This is a genomic window from Gilvimarinus algae, from assembly GCF_030518215.1.
In the GTDB taxonomy this organism is placed as follows: Bacteria; Pseudomonadota; Gammaproteobacteria; order Pseudomonadales; family Cellvibrionaceae; genus Gilvimarinus; species Gilvimarinus algae.
This window is the reverse complement of sequence record NZ_JAULRT010000062.1, coordinates 455,367-471,720: the sequence shown is the minus strand read 5'-3', so window position 1 is coordinate 471,720 and position 16,354 is coordinate 455,367. Positions and strand designations below refer to the sequence as shown.

The 16,354-nt window shown below is 51.7% G+C and carries 17 protein-coding genes and 1 tRNA gene; 8 read left to right on the top strand and 10 right to left on the bottom strand.

What is annotated here, in order from left to right; all coding sequences use genetic code 11:
* Positions 1–35 precede the first annotated feature (35 nt).
* Together QWI16_RS16830 and QWI16_RS16825 are read right to left on the bottom strand one after the other, a co-directional pair.
* The gene (locus QWI16_RS16830) at positions 36–338 is read right to left on the bottom strand and encodes a hypothetical protein (RefSeq protein WP_302714925.1); all 303 of its coding nucleotides are present in this window, start codon (positions 336–338) and stop codon (positions 36–38) included.
* Positions 339–647: 309 nt separating this feature from the next.
* The gene (locus tag QWI16_RS16825; RefSeq protein WP_302714923.1) at positions 648–884 is read right to left on the bottom strand and encodes a helix-turn-helix domain-containing protein; all 237 of its coding nucleotides are present in this window, start codon (positions 882–884) and stop codon (positions 648–650) included.
* An 11-nt stretch (positions 885–895) separates the two neighbouring features.
* On the opposite strand from QWI16_RS16825, the gene QWI16_RS16820 reads away from it, so the two are divergent.
* From QWI16_RS16820 to QWI16_RS16810, 3 genes are all read left to right on the top strand, one after another.
* A complete protein-coding gene (locus QWI16_RS16820; protein ID WP_302714921.1) occupies positions 896–1,237 on the top strand; it encodes a hypothetical protein in 342 nt (113 codons plus the stop codon).
* Between the two features lie 409 nt (positions 1,238–1,646).
* The gene (locus tag QWI16_RS16815; RefSeq protein WP_302714919.1) at positions 1,647–2,126 is read left to right on the top strand and encodes a hypothetical protein; all 480 of its coding nucleotides are present in this window, start codon (positions 1,647–1,649) and stop codon (positions 2,124–2,126) included.
* 32 nt (positions 2,127–2,158) lie between these two features.
* Positions 2,159–2,341 carry a carbon storage regulator gene (locus tag QWI16_RS16810; protein ID WP_302714917.1) on the top strand — a complete coding sequence of 61 codons (183 nt, stop codon included), beginning with the start codon at positions 2,159–2,161 and terminating at the stop codon, positions 2,339–2,341.
* Positions 2,342–2,362: 21 nt separating this feature from the next.
* On the opposite strand, the gene QWI16_RS16805 is transcribed toward QWI16_RS16810, so the two are convergent.
* The 3 genes from QWI16_RS16805 to QWI16_RS16795 form a co-directional block, all read right to left on the bottom strand.
* Positions 2,363–3,343, bottom strand: a complete 981-nt coding sequence (locus QWI16_RS16805) for a GTP pyrophosphokinase (RefSeq protein WP_302714915.1) — start codon at positions 3,341–3,343, stop codon at positions 2,363–2,365.
* Positions 3,340–4,434, bottom strand: a complete 1,095-nt coding sequence (locus QWI16_RS16800; protein WP_302714912.1) for a nucleoid-associated protein — start codon at positions 4,432–4,434, stop codon at positions 3,340–3,342. Before QWI16_RS16800 ends, QWI16_RS16805 begins: the two co-directional genes overlap by 4 nt.
* A 162-nt stretch (positions 4,435–4,596) precedes the next feature.
* Positions 4,597–4,845 (bottom strand): DUF2188 domain-containing protein, encoded by a 249-nt coding sequence (locus tag QWI16_RS16795; RefSeq protein WP_302714911.1) that lies wholly within the window; start codon positions 4,843–4,845, stop codon positions 4,597–4,599.
* A gap of 293 nt (positions 4,846–5,138) precedes the next feature.
* Between QWI16_RS16795 and QWI16_RS16790 the strand changes: the two genes are divergently transcribed.
* Positions 5,139–5,215, top strand: a tRNA-Met gene (locus tag QWI16_RS16790).
* Between the two features lie 327 nt (positions 5,216–5,542).
* Here QWI16_RS16790 and QWI16_RS16785 read toward each other — a convergent pair.
* The 5 genes from QWI16_RS16785 to QWI16_RS16765 form a co-directional block, all read right to left on the bottom strand.
* Positions 5,543–6,763, bottom strand: a complete 1,221-nt coding sequence (locus QWI16_RS16785) for a hypothetical protein (protein WP_302714909.1) — start codon at positions 6,761–6,763, stop codon at positions 5,543–5,545.
* 130 nt (positions 6,764–6,893) lie between these two features.
* Entirely contained in the window at positions 6,894–7,532 is a 639-nt protein-coding gene (locus QWI16_RS16780) for a DUF2959 domain-containing protein (RefSeq protein WP_302714907.1), read from the bottom strand.
* Positions 7,533–8,052: 520 nt separating this feature from the next.
* Complete coding sequence (locus QWI16_RS16775) at positions 8,053–8,949, bottom strand: transporter substrate-binding domain-containing protein (protein WP_302714904.1); 897 nt, start codon at positions 8,947–8,949, stop codon at positions 8,053–8,055.
* Between the two features lie 9 nt (positions 8,950–8,958).
* A complete protein-coding gene (locus tag QWI16_RS16770) occupies positions 8,959–10,446 on the bottom strand; it encodes a methyl-accepting chemotaxis protein (RefSeq protein WP_302714903.1) in 1,488 nt (495 codons plus the stop codon).
* A gap of 222 nt (positions 10,447–10,668) precedes the next feature.
* A complete protein-coding gene (locus QWI16_RS16765; RefSeq protein WP_302714901.1) occupies positions 10,669–11,613 on the bottom strand; it encodes an alpha/beta hydrolase in 945 nt (314 codons plus the stop codon).
* A 245-nt stretch (positions 11,614–11,858) separates the two neighbouring features.
* Between QWI16_RS16765 and QWI16_RS16760 the strand changes: the two genes are divergently transcribed.
* The 4 genes from QWI16_RS16760 (at position 11,859) to QWI16_RS16745 (ending at position 16,347) form a co-directional block, all read left to right on the top strand.
* Positions 11,859–12,110 (top strand): DUF1737 domain-containing protein, encoded by a 252-nt coding sequence (locus QWI16_RS16760; protein WP_302714899.1) that lies wholly within the window; start codon positions 11,859–11,861, stop codon positions 12,108–12,110.
* A gap of 99 nt (positions 12,111–12,209) precedes the next feature.
* Entirely contained in the window at positions 12,210–12,713 is a 504-nt protein-coding gene (locus QWI16_RS16755; protein ID WP_302714897.1) for a hypothetical protein, read from the top strand.
* Between the two features lie 392 nt (positions 12,714–13,105).
* Positions 13,106–15,115, top strand: coding sequence for a LodA/GoxA family CTQ-dependent oxidase (locus tag QWI16_RS16750; RefSeq protein WP_302714896.1), 2,010 nt, complete (start codon positions 13,106–13,108; stop codon positions 15,113–15,115).
* Between the two features lie 2 nt (positions 15,116–15,117).
* A complete protein-coding gene (locus QWI16_RS16745; protein WP_302714895.1) occupies positions 15,118–16,347 on the top strand; it encodes an NAD(P)/FAD-dependent oxidoreductase in 1,230 nt (409 codons plus the stop codon).
* Positions 16,348–16,354: the final 7 nt, after the last annotated feature.

The window sequence follows — 16,354 nt, the reverse complement described above, 5'->3', positions numbered from 1 at the left end:
GTCATTTGAAGGCCCCACAGAAACTAAACGAACGATTACTTGCTAGGGGCAGAAGGAGCAGCAGACGGCGCCGGGGCGATCTTGACGCAGTGCTGGCCTAGCTTGCCGCCGGCGGCTTTTTTGAGTCGAACGTGGGCTTGCACCTGGGCCGGGTATTTCGGGGCGTTCAGGGCGTGATACACATCGGGGTCACACGGCATTTTCATAATGACGATGCCCTTGGCGCCCTCCTCTTTTTCGTCTTCGACTTTTTGACCGATGTAGAGGGAGGCGTATTGGCGGCCGTCAACGTCAGCCATTGAGGCGCCGTAGAGTTCAACGTTCAGTACTTGGTTCATAGTGTTACCTTTTAGGTGAGTTCAGCCGGTTTACCTCTCAACTCACGCCCCGGCTTTTGGCGCAAGTGTTCTGAATAAAAAAGCCCGGGTATGGGTTGAGCTAATGGGAGCTCTGGTAGGCTTCCGGGCAAAGCAGCGCGGACGGCTGCGGACAGGGTTTTCTGTTTGGCCACTCGTGCGAGAGTTACCGTGTGGACGATCTGCACAGCAGACGTGAGCGCTTGCGCGTCACTGTCGCCCACACTGGCCCCGCTCACGCGGCCTTGTGCCCTGGGGGCACTGCAAGTCATGGATATATGATGAATGAGGTTAATCAGCATCGGAGTAGTCCCCGCGGCTGAATATGGTTTTACCCTCGCGCAATTGTTCGACCAGGCGTGTGATGTTGATGAAGCGCTGGCGGCCAATTTTGATGTTGGGGACGGTGTTGTTTTCTACCCAGCCCCGGACGGTATCTTGAGTAATGCCCAGCCATTGAGCGAACTGCTCTTGTGAGCTTACCGGGGGCAATACGGACAGGTTGATAGGCTGATTAGGGGCGATCATGCTGCGACCTCTTGAGCGTACTTCTGTACGTAGGCGCGCGCCTTTTTGAATTCAGCCAGGGAGACGATGAAGGTAGCGGAACCTATACCAAAGGCAGTGACATAACAGGCATCGTCTACAGCGGGGAAACAGGGGCGATCATCGACGATGTGAACGGAGGCTATGCAGCCATCATTGGGAGAGGCAGAGAAGCTCCAGCCTTGTGCGGTAGCGAAAGCGCGGAGTACCCACGGCTGGCCATTGTCCAGAAGAAAAACGCATCCCTTTTCCATAGTGTCACCTTTGGTCGGTTTTCATTTGGCTTGGCTTTTCAACCTCGTTACGCCACAATGAAACTTGGTTTACCTAACTAACTATTACTATGTAAGTGTAGTTATTTGGTATTACATAGTACAATTTAATTAGTTAATGACTATGGAAGTGGTTGATAGAATTAGGCTAATAATTGAAGCCGAAGGCCATACTAGGGAAAAGTTCGCAGGCCTAGCGGGCATACCATATTCGCGGATAACGAACCTATTTTCTGGCCGTGCGAAAGTGCGGCATGAGGAAATCGAAGCTATTGGAAAAACGTGGCCACAGTACAAGCTATGGCTAGCCTATGAAGAAGAAATGCCAGAAGCCGGGCAAATCAGCCCAATGACAAAGCAAGCTCAGGAAGACTTAGGGACAACCGGGAAGGCCGGGTAATAGCGGCCAGGGTAGCTACACGCTGGAAAGGGAATAAATTAAGGTCTTAGCAGCCGTGAAGGGAGAACAACCATGAAAGGAAAACTTACCGCTACTATCATACTACCTCTATTGCTGATCGCTTGCGCTAAAAACGAAGAAGGCGAAACACGCATGCTCTCCCCCCAAGACATAACGGCAATAGCAATCCAAGAAAAAGCAAAATATGTTGTAAAAGACATGGAGTTCGGCGGCCAAAAAGTAGATACCGAACACTTTGACAAGCGGATCGAGCGAATAAAAAAATACGGCAGGGACGAGGCTTTACGAATAGAGCGGGAAGAAACGCATTTAAAATTACAACAATCAAGGCAAAGGCTTATGGACAAAGCCAAGGGAAAAAGCGCGAGAGAAGACTGGGTACATTACCAGTCAGAGGACAAAATTGTAGCGCTAAAAGACACCCCAATACCCAAGCCAAACAGAAGCCTAAAAGAATGCATTAAGCCCAATAGCGTTATAGACGACGATGTAATTAGATGTACTCGATGGGAAATAGACAAAAGCTGGTAAACCTAACCCAACTAACAATCAAGGATGAAATCATGGAGATATTCACGAGAACAATAGACGAAACCATTGTCGTAGAAACAAAGCAAGGAAAGGTGGAATTAACGGTAACAGATGTTGATAAAGGCCAGGTAAAAATTGGGATTAAAGCGCCTAAAATTATCAGCATACTAAGAGAGGAAATTAAAGATCAAAAGAGGGGTTTAAAAAAACCATAAAGCAATACAATATGATGCTAACTAGGAATACAAACTAACACCTAAGTCATTAGCCAATGGCTCCAGTTTCTCCATAGAAAACGGCCAGTCGGCCATGAGTCTTTGCTTTCTCTTACGAAGCAAGTAATAAACAAAAAGAACAACACTCTGACGGTAGAGACCACCCGAGTCAAAATTTGATTTAATACTATCAACAAGAAAAGAGTTTTCACTCATAAAATCTTCTATATCATTTGGCAAATCTTCAGTTACAAATTTCTCAAAACAATCGAATATTGCAAGTGAAGATTTCTGGTTAAGAGGCTCTATTTGGGTTAACGACATATATATTTCATCCAACGACCTCTGAACAGAAAACTGTTCGACAGGACCTTCATTTAACTTCTTCGTAACGTCGGTAAAAAAATCATCCGTGGTTTCAATAAGGGCCATACTTTTAGCAACAGTCCTATGAACTGCAGGTAAAACAGCCTTTTTTGATTTGTATATTGCATCATGCGTCAATTCAGCATGAGCATGCTGCAACAACGTCCTCACCTGAACCTCACAAGGCGTATTGGGCAAAACCTCTACACCACCATAATTAAAAGTATCTACAGGCCGAAGAATATAATGAACAGACTGATACGTAAAAAGTAAAGGCTCCCTTTCTCTATCCAAATTAAAATGCTTACATTTATCAAAACTCCAATTTGCCGAACCTTCAATATACTTACAAATTTTATCTATATTCTCTAAAAGAAGGACAACAAAGCGGACACCGACTTTATCCTCAATATCATTATAGGGGTCAGAATAATTTTTACCGGGACGATAAAACGCCTTATCAACGAGAGACTCATTGGACTTTAAGCGAACAGAAGGAGGGATTTTAAAAAAAACATCCAGAGACTCCCCAGAATCCCTAATTCCATTTTCGATATTCTCAAGAACAAAGTCACCCCAAGCCTTATAAATAGGCTTTTCTAAATCCCACTTTTCCTTGAAATCAACTTCGTTCATTCTTGATTCACAACAAGGTCTTTAACTAATATTCTAGTCCAAACTTTAGGGGCACCAGATTCGTCGAGATCACCCTCAATAGTTTCTATTGAGACTAAATCCTTAAATACGTCAGAAGGCGCAATAATCTTAACATTCTTAGAAAATTGAACCTTCCTAACTTTCAACTTGGAGGCTATATGAGCATTATCCTTTGTAAAAGATGTAGGCGGAAGGCCTTTTTCACTTAAATGAGCAATAAACTCATCTTGTGTATCAACATCAAAATAGCTAGAACCAAACTCTTGAGGAGAAACAACTGAAGACGTATTCACCTTTAGATAGGTAGTTAGAGCGTTATACAAATCAATCTTTTTTTCGGCTGAAACGTTCATTTGCTTTATAAAAGCACTAGCAGCATCATAGAATTTTTTAGTAGTTCTAGCACTCGTTTCTGGGTACCCACACCCAAGGAAATCAGAATAAAAATACATAGCGGCGGCTTTGCCATCTGTTTGACTTATCTGATTATCAGAAATGAGAACTGACCACTTACTATTTAAGCCGTCACTATCACTTAGAGAACCTACACGCTCAAAAAATCCCGCCGTTTTATAAAGCTTGGTGCCCGGAGTTAAAAGAACTTCCTCTACGTATTTAAGAGATATTTCATTAGTTTTCTTATCAATTAATTTTTCGTAAGCGCTGTATATTTCAGCCTTTATCACCCCGAGAAATTTATGTTTATGAGCGCCGTGGGTTCCAGTAAAAACAACTACAATGCCACCGGGTATACCCCTAGTTTTCTGAGCGTCAGTAAGCTTCTTAGCTACATCATATGAAGAAACAACGAAATCAGCATCATCCTTGCCAACTATTTCATTAACTATAGCAGGCATACCGTTTTTGTCTTCATCAACAATTTCCATCTGAACAGCTTTTGAGCCGTCTCCAAGCGCATCTCTAACACGGGACTTAAACGCATCCATTGCTGTATTATCGAACCGGGTGAAATCATGGCTTTGTAACGGCTTAATTTTTTCACCTTCCGGACCGCGCTGAAAAACTTGATGAATAATTATTCTATCAACTGAAAAATTGATTAATTGCATCCTTACCCCAACTTTCAAATATCAAAGCATATACTTAAAAAATATTAAAATTACACTCTGAAAATTTTTTTGTTATTAGCAAATAATGTGTCAGCCTTATAAAAATCGAGCTGATCATCAAGATTTGGTATCTATAAACTTAAAGTGCAGCACCAGATAGAACTAATGCTCTTTATCTTTTGGAGGGACAGGATCATTACCAGCTCCGATAGTATCTTTGCTGCGTATTCTCCCATTACGGCCCATAGTGGTTAACTCACCACCACCTTGATTAGTAAGCATCTGCCTAGCAGAACTCTCGGCCGCTTTTTGCGTAGCGTGGACGGATGAAGCCTTGCCAGCATCATTCCGTTTATTGACCCAGGTACCATTGGGCCGCTGAAAAACTGTACGATCTCTATCTTTACTCATTCCTTCGATCTCCGATATGAGGTGCACATAGATTTTGCCACCAGTGGCACATAAAAACTACTATCAGAGTACCATAAATAAAGGTTTTTATTAGGCCAGCATGGTCTACTGAGGCGCTAAGCCATTGTTTTTATTTGATTTGTGTTGTTTTGAGGAAATAGTCAAGGCTCTCATAATGCTGGAGTCGGGCGCACACAAAGCCCACCCCAAACACCCCCGATAATAGCCTGATTTTCTTACCATTAACCCTTGACTTTACCCCACCAGCTGGCGAAAATACGCGCCCTCGATATGGCTAGGTAGCTCAGCTGGTTAGAGCACAGCACTCATAATGCTGGGGTCGGCGGTTCAAGTCCGCCCCTAGCTACCATATTAAAAACAAAGCCCCCGCAGGCCTCGCCTGCGGGGGCTTTGTTTTTAATATCCGTAGTACGGGGTGAGCCACAGAACCGCCCCGGTTCACTCATTGCGACCAGCAATGAGCAACGAGCGCAGCGAAGCCCGCAGGGTTCTAGAACGCCCTAGCGTTTTAGAATTCACCCGCCCCTAGCATCCAACCAGTTAAATCCAAAGATGGAAATAGACCAACCCTCGCCTGCGGAGGCTTCTTGGTTTGAGTCGATTGTAGATACGGGGTTGGACGCAACCCCGCCGCGGTTCACTCATTGCGACCAGCAATAAGAAACGAACACATCGATCATATTTCTTCATCCACAAACACCACATGGCGAAAGTGGTGCTGTTGTTCGAAAGTGGCCCCTAAGGCACCAATAAATAAACCCAATGTGGTCACGAATAAAGACACTTGCCAGTAGGTGGTGGAAACGGGCTCAACAACAGCCGACTGAACCCATGATGCTACCAAATCAGGGGCGTACAGAAAGAAGCCTGCCGAAAGATTGAGCGCCAGGAGAGCGGCCGCCGTGGTGGCAAGGCCGATCAATACGATCGCTACCGCCGAACAATTGGTAATGACAATTTGCTCTCTCATCAGCGAGCGACGCCTGCGAATCAACAAACGCTGTCTTACGGCGACCAAGGCGGTGGTCACAACCAATACAACCCCCAAGAGCATGGCAAGCTTGGCAATAGCCTGGTTGGAAGCCAGGTGCCAGGTTTCTGCGGTGAGCATTAGCAGCGTGGTCGTTGAAACCGCAGCAGCCGTAAGGCGCAACAAACGCAGCGGAAACTCCCAGGGGCGCGCGTGTCTTACCGCGTCAAAAATCTCGTGTCGGTTGATGTAGGCCGACTGCAAGTAAAAGCGAAAGGGCGACAGTTCGGTCGCCGCCTGGGTTTCTTCCAGACGCGGATCAGCAATTTGATGCAGGTTATGCTCAATCGCACGGTGCTGGTCGCTGCCGAACTCGCTCATCTGCGACAAGTCTTTAGGCGATGAGGGAATCTGCATAAAATTGCTTTCTTCGCCAGAAGTAGCAAGACCATTAAGGTGGCCTAAAGAGCGAATGCAAAGCGTGGTTAAGCGTTGCGCCACTGTGTGAATGCGCTCGCGCTCATCCACTTCCGCATCAAACGCATGAGGATCAATTCGATTGGTTGACACTACTGCCAAGTCCAGCGCGCTGGAAGTAACGGCGATTGAGTAGGGTTTGTACCGGCACGTTAAATCGGCGGCGGTAAACAAAATAGCAAAATCCCAGCCTTCGGCATCGCGCAAGTCACTGCCATCGCGCAACAACGCGGAGGGCTCCTGGCGAATGCTCAGCGGCACCTCTTCACGCTGAACGGCGCTGATGCGCCAGGCAAACTGGGGAAACTGTGATTGCAGCCAAACGAGCAGCTGTTCGCGCGCCGCTTGAATAGCCTGCTTATCAATACGATCCATACGGCCGATGATGACCAGGCCGATCTCGATAGGTGCCCGCTCGGAGTAGAATTTATCGGGCGAGGGTCGATTCATGAAAAACTCCTACAACGCCTACTGGCTGGGCTCAGCACGGACAGGTAATGACAAACTATTAGCGCGCCTTGCGCTTGCCGGCCTCGTCAAGCGGCACTCGTGAGCTGCTTCGCCGCGCAACATTACCCTACTAATTCTTGAGGCTGCTAATAAACGCTTCCGACTCGGCAATGGACTTTTCCATTTCTCTGATCAGCTGAGCGACTTCGGTATTTACATTTCCCAGTTCACCCTGCAGCGAGTCAATCGCGCGCGCGTTCAGATTATGCTTCAGGAACAATACCTGATCTTGAAACACTTGTAATACAGGGTCCATGCGCGCCTCCGCGCTGCGCATAGCTTTAATCAGTTTTTCATATTGCTTTTTTGTCTGACTTAGCTTGGCCTCACTTTGTCGCTTTAGGTTGGCATTGCTGTACAAATCAATTTCATCTTCCCACTCATCGAACAGCGCTTCAGAAACGTCTTCCACCGAATTAATTCGCTCGGACACGGCTTCAGCGGCCGCTTTGCTGTCTTCGTATTCGTCGTTGAGTTCTTCATAGCGCTCTACCAGATCCTGATTTTCGATCGTGACAATCGATTGATACTGCTCCAGGGCCGACTCGAACTGCTCTTTGGCATCGGTTTGCGCCTCCTGTACCGACTCCACACGATCAATCATAATATCGCGCTTGTGAACACCCGCTTTCTCCATCGCCCCGTAGTACACCGACTGACAACCCGCCAGAGCCACGACCAACATGGAGCTGAAAACCCAACGACTCATTAACATGCCTATCCACCTTTCACTTGATTGGTTGAACTGCGCTAAAACACCCGCAAACTTGGCCCGGCAAATTGTCAAAAGCGCGTTGAGATTGTGATTTTTTCTCTCTTAGCGCTGCTAAGGCGTGTTTTAGAGCAATTTACATTGAAGAACATCAATTAAGCAGGATCTATACCACCCACAGCAGGCACTAGCGCGATGCCCGAGGTGCTGCACAAGGCAAAAGCGGACTGGCCGTAATGAATAAGAGTGAGCCCCGGCCCTTGGGCGACTTCAACTGGGGATGGGCTGCCTACACCAGCGCATCGCTCGCCGGGCAAAGCAGGAGGACAGTGGCTGCAGTCGCATCTTAGAAGCCTAGCAGGCTGAATAGAGCTTTGTTTACTGACCGTTAAGACAACCTCTTGCTTGAAAGGCCAGAGACGGTAGCGTCTGTAGAACTCACCCACCTCAACCATCCAATCCCAAAACACCAAACCCAGCTTCGGCAGCACCTAACGGGGTGAATACGAGGTAAAACTCAAAGATCCTCCAACCTCAGCCAATACCCCTCGCGATCCAGCGGTGTTTGGTCCGACAGGGACGGGTTTTTCAGAGGAAAAGGTTGCCGACTTTTGAGGTTGGAGCGGGTCAAGGCGTCTTCAATCATGTCGGTGCCGTAGAAGTATTGATCAAACCGGCCATCGGCAAGTGCCTTGTCCAACCCCTCGTGCAGCGCTTGCGCCAGCTCGGGCTTGTCGGGGCTGACAAAGAGATAAAACGGCAAGGTATACACCAGCACCAGATTCTCTTCAACCGCGAGCGGCAGATCGGGACGCGCGGCCAGTTCGGTCCAGGGCTCAAGCACGCCACGCGGGAAGGCATCGAAGCGCCCGCCCTCGACCATGTAAAACAAGTTGTCGTATTTGCTGGTGGTAATAACCTCAAGATCATTGCTTTGCAAGATTTCAATATCCGGCCAACCGGCGCCCTGGCCGAAGGTCAATTCTTGCAAGTCGGAAAAGCTTTCTACACGGTTAAAACGCGATTGGCTCTCGGGGTTGATGATAAAAATCCGGTAGCCGAGCAAGCCTTTCAGCAGCGGGAAGCGCACAGGCAATAGCTGCTCTTCCACCTGCTTGTTGGAGGACAACCACATTACATCCATTTGATCGGACTCCAACCGCTCAATCGCCCGGGTTTGGGTGATTGGGTCTTGGGTGATGTCCAGCTGGTAGTCACCTTCCATGTACTCAAGGGCAACTCGCAGGGCGCCGACAGCGTAGGCGTCCAGCGGATGCTCGGTTTGATTCACCCGCAGCAGTGTTTGCGCCGAGGCCGAAAGCGGTCCGCTGAATGCGAGCACTGCGGTCATTGCCAAGAGGTAATGGCACGGGGGTGACAGCAGCTTGGAAATAGTGCGTGTAAACAAAGGCATGTCAGGTTCTCAAATTTTAAACTTGTGCATCCGCTCTTGCAGCTCGTTGTTTTCTTCAAGCAGCTTGGAGGAGCTGGAGCGCATGGTGTGCGCATGGCTGGATACGGTTTCGGAGAGCGAGGACAGCGCGGTAATAAACTGGTTGACCTCGTTGGCCACGGCGCTTTGCTCCTCGGCGGCCGTGGCCACCTGATGGTTCATGTCGTTAATGGTGGTGACATGGCCCTGAATACTCGCTAACACCGCCTCTACCCGCTTGCCGGTTTCTACCGTCTCTTCGGCCCACTGGGTGTTCTCCGTCATGGCGTCGTGTGCCTGGTCGGCATCGGATTGCAGCTTGGAGACAATATTTTCGATTTCCTCGGTGGAGCTCTGGGTGCGCTGGGCAAGAGTGCGCACCTCATCGGCGACCACCGCAAACCCGCGGCCCTGTTCGCCCGCGCGGGCGGCCTCAATGGCCGCATTCAGTGCCAGCAAATTGGTCTGCTCGGCGATGGCACGAATCACTTCAACCACTTTACCAATGTTCTGGCTGCTGGCTTTGAGTGAGTCGATTTTGTGTGCGGTGGCTTCAATTTGGGTGGTCAAGCGCTGAATATTGGCTTGTGACGAGCCCACCACCTGGGTGCCTTCATCGGACGCTGCCTGGGTATCGCGCGTGCGCTCGGCGGTCTCGCCCGAGGAGCGAGCCACCTGTTCGGCGGAGGCCGCCAGTTGATTGAGCGCGGCCGAGGCCTGTTCCAGCTCGCGCATTTGTTGCTCTGTAGAGCGGGCCGTATCATCGGAGGCGTCGCTCATTTGCCGGACGTGACCATCAAAGGTGTGGGTCAGCTCCACCACACCGCGAATAATCGAGGCGATCTGCTCAATCACGCGATTGTAGTTGTCCGCCAGGTGCGCGATTTCATCGCCACTGTCGGCGGGTAAGCGCCGGGTAAGATCGCCGCCGCCCTTGGCAATGGCCGCCAGGTTATCGGAAATCAAATTTAACGGGCGCACGATAATACGGCGCGTAAGCAATGCCTGGGTGATCAACACTGCCAGCACCAGCGCGGCGACAATCACCAGCCCCATGGTGAGTTGATTGCTCAGCACCGTCTGAACCTGGCGCGACGAAAAGGTTACATCGTACTGGCCGATTACATCGCCATCGCGCTGGATTTCAATGCCCGTGCGCAGCAACTGCTCGCTGTGGCTGCCAGCGGTGCCGGCACTGGCCAACGCCTTACCCCGGTGATCGGTCACCACCAGCCGGTCGATCAGTGCGGTGTTAACCAGAGACTCGGCAATGGCCTCAATCTGCTGAAAATCGTAGGCAAACACCGGCTCCAGCAGTGACGAGTTGATCAGCTCGACCGTATTGTGAACTTCTTTTTCAAAAGCGGCTTGCTGCTGCGCAGATATGACGTAGTAACTGGCCATCAGAATGAGCGCGGCGACGGTGAGCATCAGGGCCGTCATGGCAGCCATGAGTTTGGTGGACAGCGAGCGAAGCATGCAAAGCACTCCAGCGACTTATTGTTATTGACTTATAGTATTTTTAACCATTTATAGCAGATGCCAATCAACCGTGTACAGAGACAATCTTTTGGCACTCAGAGGAGCGGATAACCTAGCGATCAACACAAAGCTAAATACTTGACACTTGGCCCAATAGACAACTCAATAATTGAACCACTAAACAAAAGGACGCCCTCTCCGGCGCCCCTTGTGAACAATCTACTGTTTAGCGTTTAAAAAACCGTTGACATCCAGCCAGTTCAAAAAGGCATCAAACCACTTGTTGCTGGTGCGATCGGGGTTGCCCAAACCAAAGCCGTGGCCGCCGTTTTGGTAGAGGTGAAACTCAACGGGCACGCCCGCTTCATACCAGGACTGAATCAACCCGAACTGACCGTGAAACAGAAAATCATCGGCGGCAATAGCGGCGAACATGGGCGGCGCACCCTCGGGCACGTCAACCGAATTCATTCCGCCGTAAATCGGACCGATAAAGGCCAAATCCACTTTTTTGGAGTTCAAAGTGGTGTGCATGGTCAGCCCCGCGCCGGCAGAAAAGCCGATCATGCCGATGCGAGCCGGGTCTACGCCCCACTCGTCCTTGCGCGCGAGAATCATGTCATAAGCGGCCTCGACATCCTCCAGTTGGTTAGAGAGATCCCAGCGCGGGCGCTCCGGCGGAGTGTCGGTGCCCTCTTCGTTAGTGGACTCGGCCGCATCGGCGAAGCGCTGATTCATTTGCTTTTCAAAATCCACCAACGAGGGCTCGGTGGGCTGCAGGCGGTACTTGAGTACAAAAGCGTTGATCCCCTGAGCGGCGAGCGCCTCTGCCACCTCCCAGCCTTCATTGCCCATGGACAGCCACATAAAGCCGCCACCGGGGGCCACTATCACCGAGGTGCCATTGGCCTTGGCCGGGTCGGCTAGCACGGGCGTGAGCGTCGCCTTAGTGATATTACGCGCCATAGGGTCGCCCCATTGGCGGAACCAGCTCTCGGAGGCCTCCTGGTTGTCCACGCCACCGGTGTTCAGCGCAATGGCCCCAGGTTCTTCAGGTGCCTCTATGGGGTACATTTTTCCATCCTGCGCCCAGGCCACCGCACTGGCACAAAAGCACAGCGCCACAAGCGTTTGGCAAAAGCCTTGAAACTGACGGGTTTTCATCGTTGCTCTCCTATTGTCGTTATCGGTATAGCCTGAGCCATAACCCTGGCCCAGGAATTTGTATTATAGTCATACATACCATAAGGGACGCAAGTAGAACAGTGGAGCCCGTTGGACCAAGTCATTTGTAGCATCAAGTGGCACGTAGCCTCGCCCCCAGCGAGAGGCCGTCTTGGCTTTTCTCTCATGTCAGGCGAAAATCGAACCTTGGTTCACAGGCGTGTCAGCAAACAGGAGTAGAAGGAATGGAATCAATCAAGCAATACGAATACCGGGTAATTACAGGCGAAAAAGGATTTAAAGAACTCGAGCAAAAAGTCAGCGACCTACTCAACCGAGGCTGGAAACCCATTGGGGGCATTGCCTTTAATCAGGGTTTTGGGTATCAAGCCATGGCAAAATTGGTGGAGAAAACCTCTTACACGAGTGCCACAAAAGCACAGAAAATGCCTCAAGGGTACTCGGCAGCGGTTAAAAAGTTAGACGATATCGTTTAAACAGAATATAAACCGGATTCAGGATTCGATGGCGCGGCTTTGGCAGGTCTTAGATGAGTCCGCTGTCGCAGCAACCGGCCAAAGGAAGGAGCCTAAAAAGTGAGCCTAAACGATTGGAACAATATCAACTCAAGCTTGCTGGATGACGAGCTGATAGGTCGCCTACCTATTCACCATACATCCTCATCGGTTAAGCTGATACTTATCGGCCTCACAATATGTTCCATCATATTTGCTGTTTTCACTGCCATCAACTTGCGCACAATCAAGAGCGAGCTAAGAAACCTTGAGCTTAAAAATGCTGATCTACAAAGAGTCATAGAGGATAAAGACAGAGCTATTTTTTCACTGAAACAAGCGGCAGATAAAATCAAACAAAACCATCAGTCAAAAAATCTCACCCCTCAGTTATCATCTCGTTATCTACAAAAGCCCGGCGTATCAGGTAATAAGAAGCATTCAAGCGATGGGTGGGTTGCACAAGTCGGGAGCATCCGTGCGATGGATAGCGAATCACAAAGCAAAAAGACCCTAAAAGAATGCCTGGGCGACAAACCCTCTATAGATTCGGCAGTTGTTCAATGCATGAGACAGAAAAAGTAGTAGCGTGCGAATAGCGCTTCTATTCTCCCAGCATTCACAGTTGATTGTCTTTATCGGATAGACACAAAAATTTCGTTTGTGATTTCCGTCAAATCGTCCATACTCACTAGCAGTTCAGTATGTCGGCCGATAAGGGAAGGTGCCATGGATAACAGAGGACTTCACTGCACGATAGTGCGTCTTATTCTCAAGTAAAATCCGGTCAACCGCAAAAGCGCTTTGCGGCCTTCTCTTTTTCTGTTGTGTCAGCGTCTAGCGTTCACGCAAAGACGTTGCCCTGCCGCCACATTGTCGCCCGATAAGCATAAATATCAGCGCCCGGCCATAACCATAAACTCGCCGCGCGTGCAGACACAGCCACCGTATTCGTTACAGGGAGAAGGAAAACAATCATGGCCAATCAGATAACGCAGATTCGTATACACCCCGGCATTGGCATTGCCCGGCTTGGCAACAGCGATGAGTATTTTATTGGCCCAGAGGCACTGGGCGTGGTGGTAGACCCAGGCGGCAGCAACGGACCGGGGCCGGAGGGGGGCAGCTATCGCGACAGCAATATGAATTTGAAACGCCAGGCGCAGCGCTATCGCATTTACGGCTACGATGCCAATGGCAATGTGATCGCCGAGCTCAACAGCGATTCGGCCGAGGTTTCCAGCATCAGCTGGCGGGTGCATGTGCGCAATATGAAAGCCGCCAACTACGCTTTCCAGGGCGCTTATCTGTTTGACCCCAGCAAGTACCGCAATCCTTCAATACAGGGCGATGCCGCCTCCCCCATCGACCGCGATCAACTGATTATCGACCCTGGCCCCTGTACCATCAACGCCACTACCCACCAGCCAGTGGTTATGGCAGGCGATGTGTTTACTGGTGTAAGCAGCGGTACCCTGCCCGGCTATTTGCGTTACTGCAACTTCACCCCGGCCGATCCGTCGCAGCCGGTGGAGGTCAGCTACACCGAAGCCAAAAACATTGAGCTCGGCCAGCTGCGCCTGGATGACAAACAGCGGCTGGTGTTTGTGCCGGCGCCGGGCAAAGCCGACTGTGTCACCACACCCAAGGTCGAGCTCTCCAACCCCAGCGAATCGCACAACCCACCCAATGGCCCGGAAAACGGCGAAGACCCACTCACCAACCAGTTTGCCTATTTCAACGTACCCGGCTGGTGGGACGACACCTGCGGTGGTGAGATTGACGCGACCATCACCTTTAAAGACGGGAGCGTTCTCAGCACCCGCGACGGGGTTATTCACTCTGGCGACGAGGGCACACGCAACGCCCTCAACGGCGGCTGGGTGGTGACCGCGCCGCCTAAGTACGCGCCCTACATGTACCATGTGGTGTCCATTCTGGACCGGGTCTATGAGGCCTTTCCCGAAGCCGACCCGAACAAGGGTCTGCCAACCAACTTTTACCGCGACGTCTACCCGATTTTATCGCGCGCCTGTAACTATGGTTGGGTCAGCGCCGAGGCCGCCGGTGTGGACCCGAGCACTCAGGGTATGGCCCACGGGCCGCGCCAGGCGGGTAACTTACTCAGCCCTCAGAACATGGCCGTGTTTACCGACCCGGGCAGCGGCGGCAGTGCGGCGCGCAAACAAATCTACAACATCATGCGCACCGCCGAGGGCGGGCGCTTGATTGACACTCTGCCACCCGCACCGCCACCGGCGGCCGCACCACCGCCACGACCTGCTGGCACCGGCCCCACGGCGCGCGGCAATAAGATGCCCAAGCTCTGGGGCACCGGCGGCAAACCTCTGCAAAACGAGCAGCTGGGCAATAACTTGCCCAACCAATACCTGAGCCTGACCGACTGGCAATTGCAGCGCATGGAAGACTGGGCCAACGGCGACTTTGACGTGGGCGAGCCCATCACCCCGCAGCCGCTCGATACCCTGCCGCTCCCCCAACAGCCCGGTGCCATGGACGCCGCCGCGCTCGAACCGACCATTGGCGGGGGCTTTCACCCCGGCATTGAATTCCCCTACCTGATCGCCTACCCGGAAAACTTTGCCGCTGCCTTTCGGGTCAAGGCCGGCACCGAACCCGGCTCGGTGGCCGCCTATATGTCCAGCCCCTGGCAGGGGGATTACTGGTCCTGCAATACCGCCTGGTGGCCGGTACAACGCCCGGACATTGTTTTTCAATACAACAAAACCTCTGGCGAGCGCACTTACAAGGAATGGTTCCGCGGTTACGGACCGCAGGGCAAACCCCTCTCCTCCAGCGATGGCTACAACCAAATGGTGTACGCCTGGCCCAAGCTCGGCATGGTATTGCCCGAAAAAGACAGTGCCACCGGCGGCTGGCTGGAAGACAACGGCGAGATGGTTTTTCAGGAGTACGAACGCGACCCCGCGCTCGACTCGCCGCCCGATAACACCAGCTGCTACTGACCATGCAACGCAATCACAAAAAAGCGCACTGGGACGTGGCGATTATTGGCGCGGGTCCGGCGGGCGCGGCCTGTGCGATTACCCTGGCGCAGCGCGGCTGGCGAGTGCTGATACTCGACAAACAAAACACGCTCAGACGTAAACCCGGTGAGTCACTACCCCCGCTGGCAGCGTCTCTGCTCGGTTCTTTGATTGGAGCGCTCAATACAGACACGCTCAGTGTCTGGGGGCTGGCCAAAACCCGCGGCAACATCAGTTGCTGGAGCTCCACCGAGCCGGACCTTGCCGATTTTTTCTTTAATCCCCAAGGTCACGGCCTGGGCATTGACCGTCAGTGCTTTGATCAGCAACTGTTAGTGAAAGCGCAGCAGGAAGGCGCGCACTTGCTGCGCGGAACACGACTTATGGAGTGCGAGCGCCGTTCAGCTAACACAACCAACTCTGAAGATGCCGAGCATTGGTGCCTGACTTTGCAAGGCAGGTTAATGCAAACCCAACACACGGCGAGGTATCTCGTCGACGCCAGTGGCCGGCGGTCGGTGCTGGCCAAAAAGCTGGGCGTCATGCGTCAATCGCACGACCAGTTGTTCGCTTTTTGCCAGCGCTATACCACCACCTCGGCGGACGACGACGCCTTCACGCGTTTGGAGGCCTGCCCTCAGGGTTGGTGGTACAGCCATGTCACACCCAAGACGCCGGGCAGCGACACCTGGGAGCGCAGCCTGGTGTTTCACACCGACCGCGATTTGCTCAGCGCTCAACAAGCGGCGACGGCCGAAGGCTTTGCGGCCCTGCTGGCCCAGTGCTCCTACTTGCCCGCGCAACTGAGCCAACTGGGCTACAGTGCCAGCGGCAAAATTACCGGCGCCAATGCCGCCAGCGAGCGGCTGTCGGCTTTTGCCGGGCCAGGCTGGCTGGCCGTGGGCGATGCCGCGCAAGCTTACGACCCTTTGTCATCTCAGGGCATTGGCAAGGCACTGGAATCGGGCTGTGAGGCAGGGCAAAGACTGCATTACGCACTGAGTGAGTCATGTAACCGCCAAGGCGCCGAGCACGCGCAACTGACGCACTACACCACCGCGCAAGAACAACAGTGGCGGCTGTATCAAAAGCAACACCGATTTTATTACGAGGGGCAAAAGCGCTGGCCCGATCACGACTTCTGGCACCGCCGCCGTTCGCACAGCGCCAGCTCTGCCCAAAACACCAATTCGTCTCGCACAGCAACGTAAGGGAATA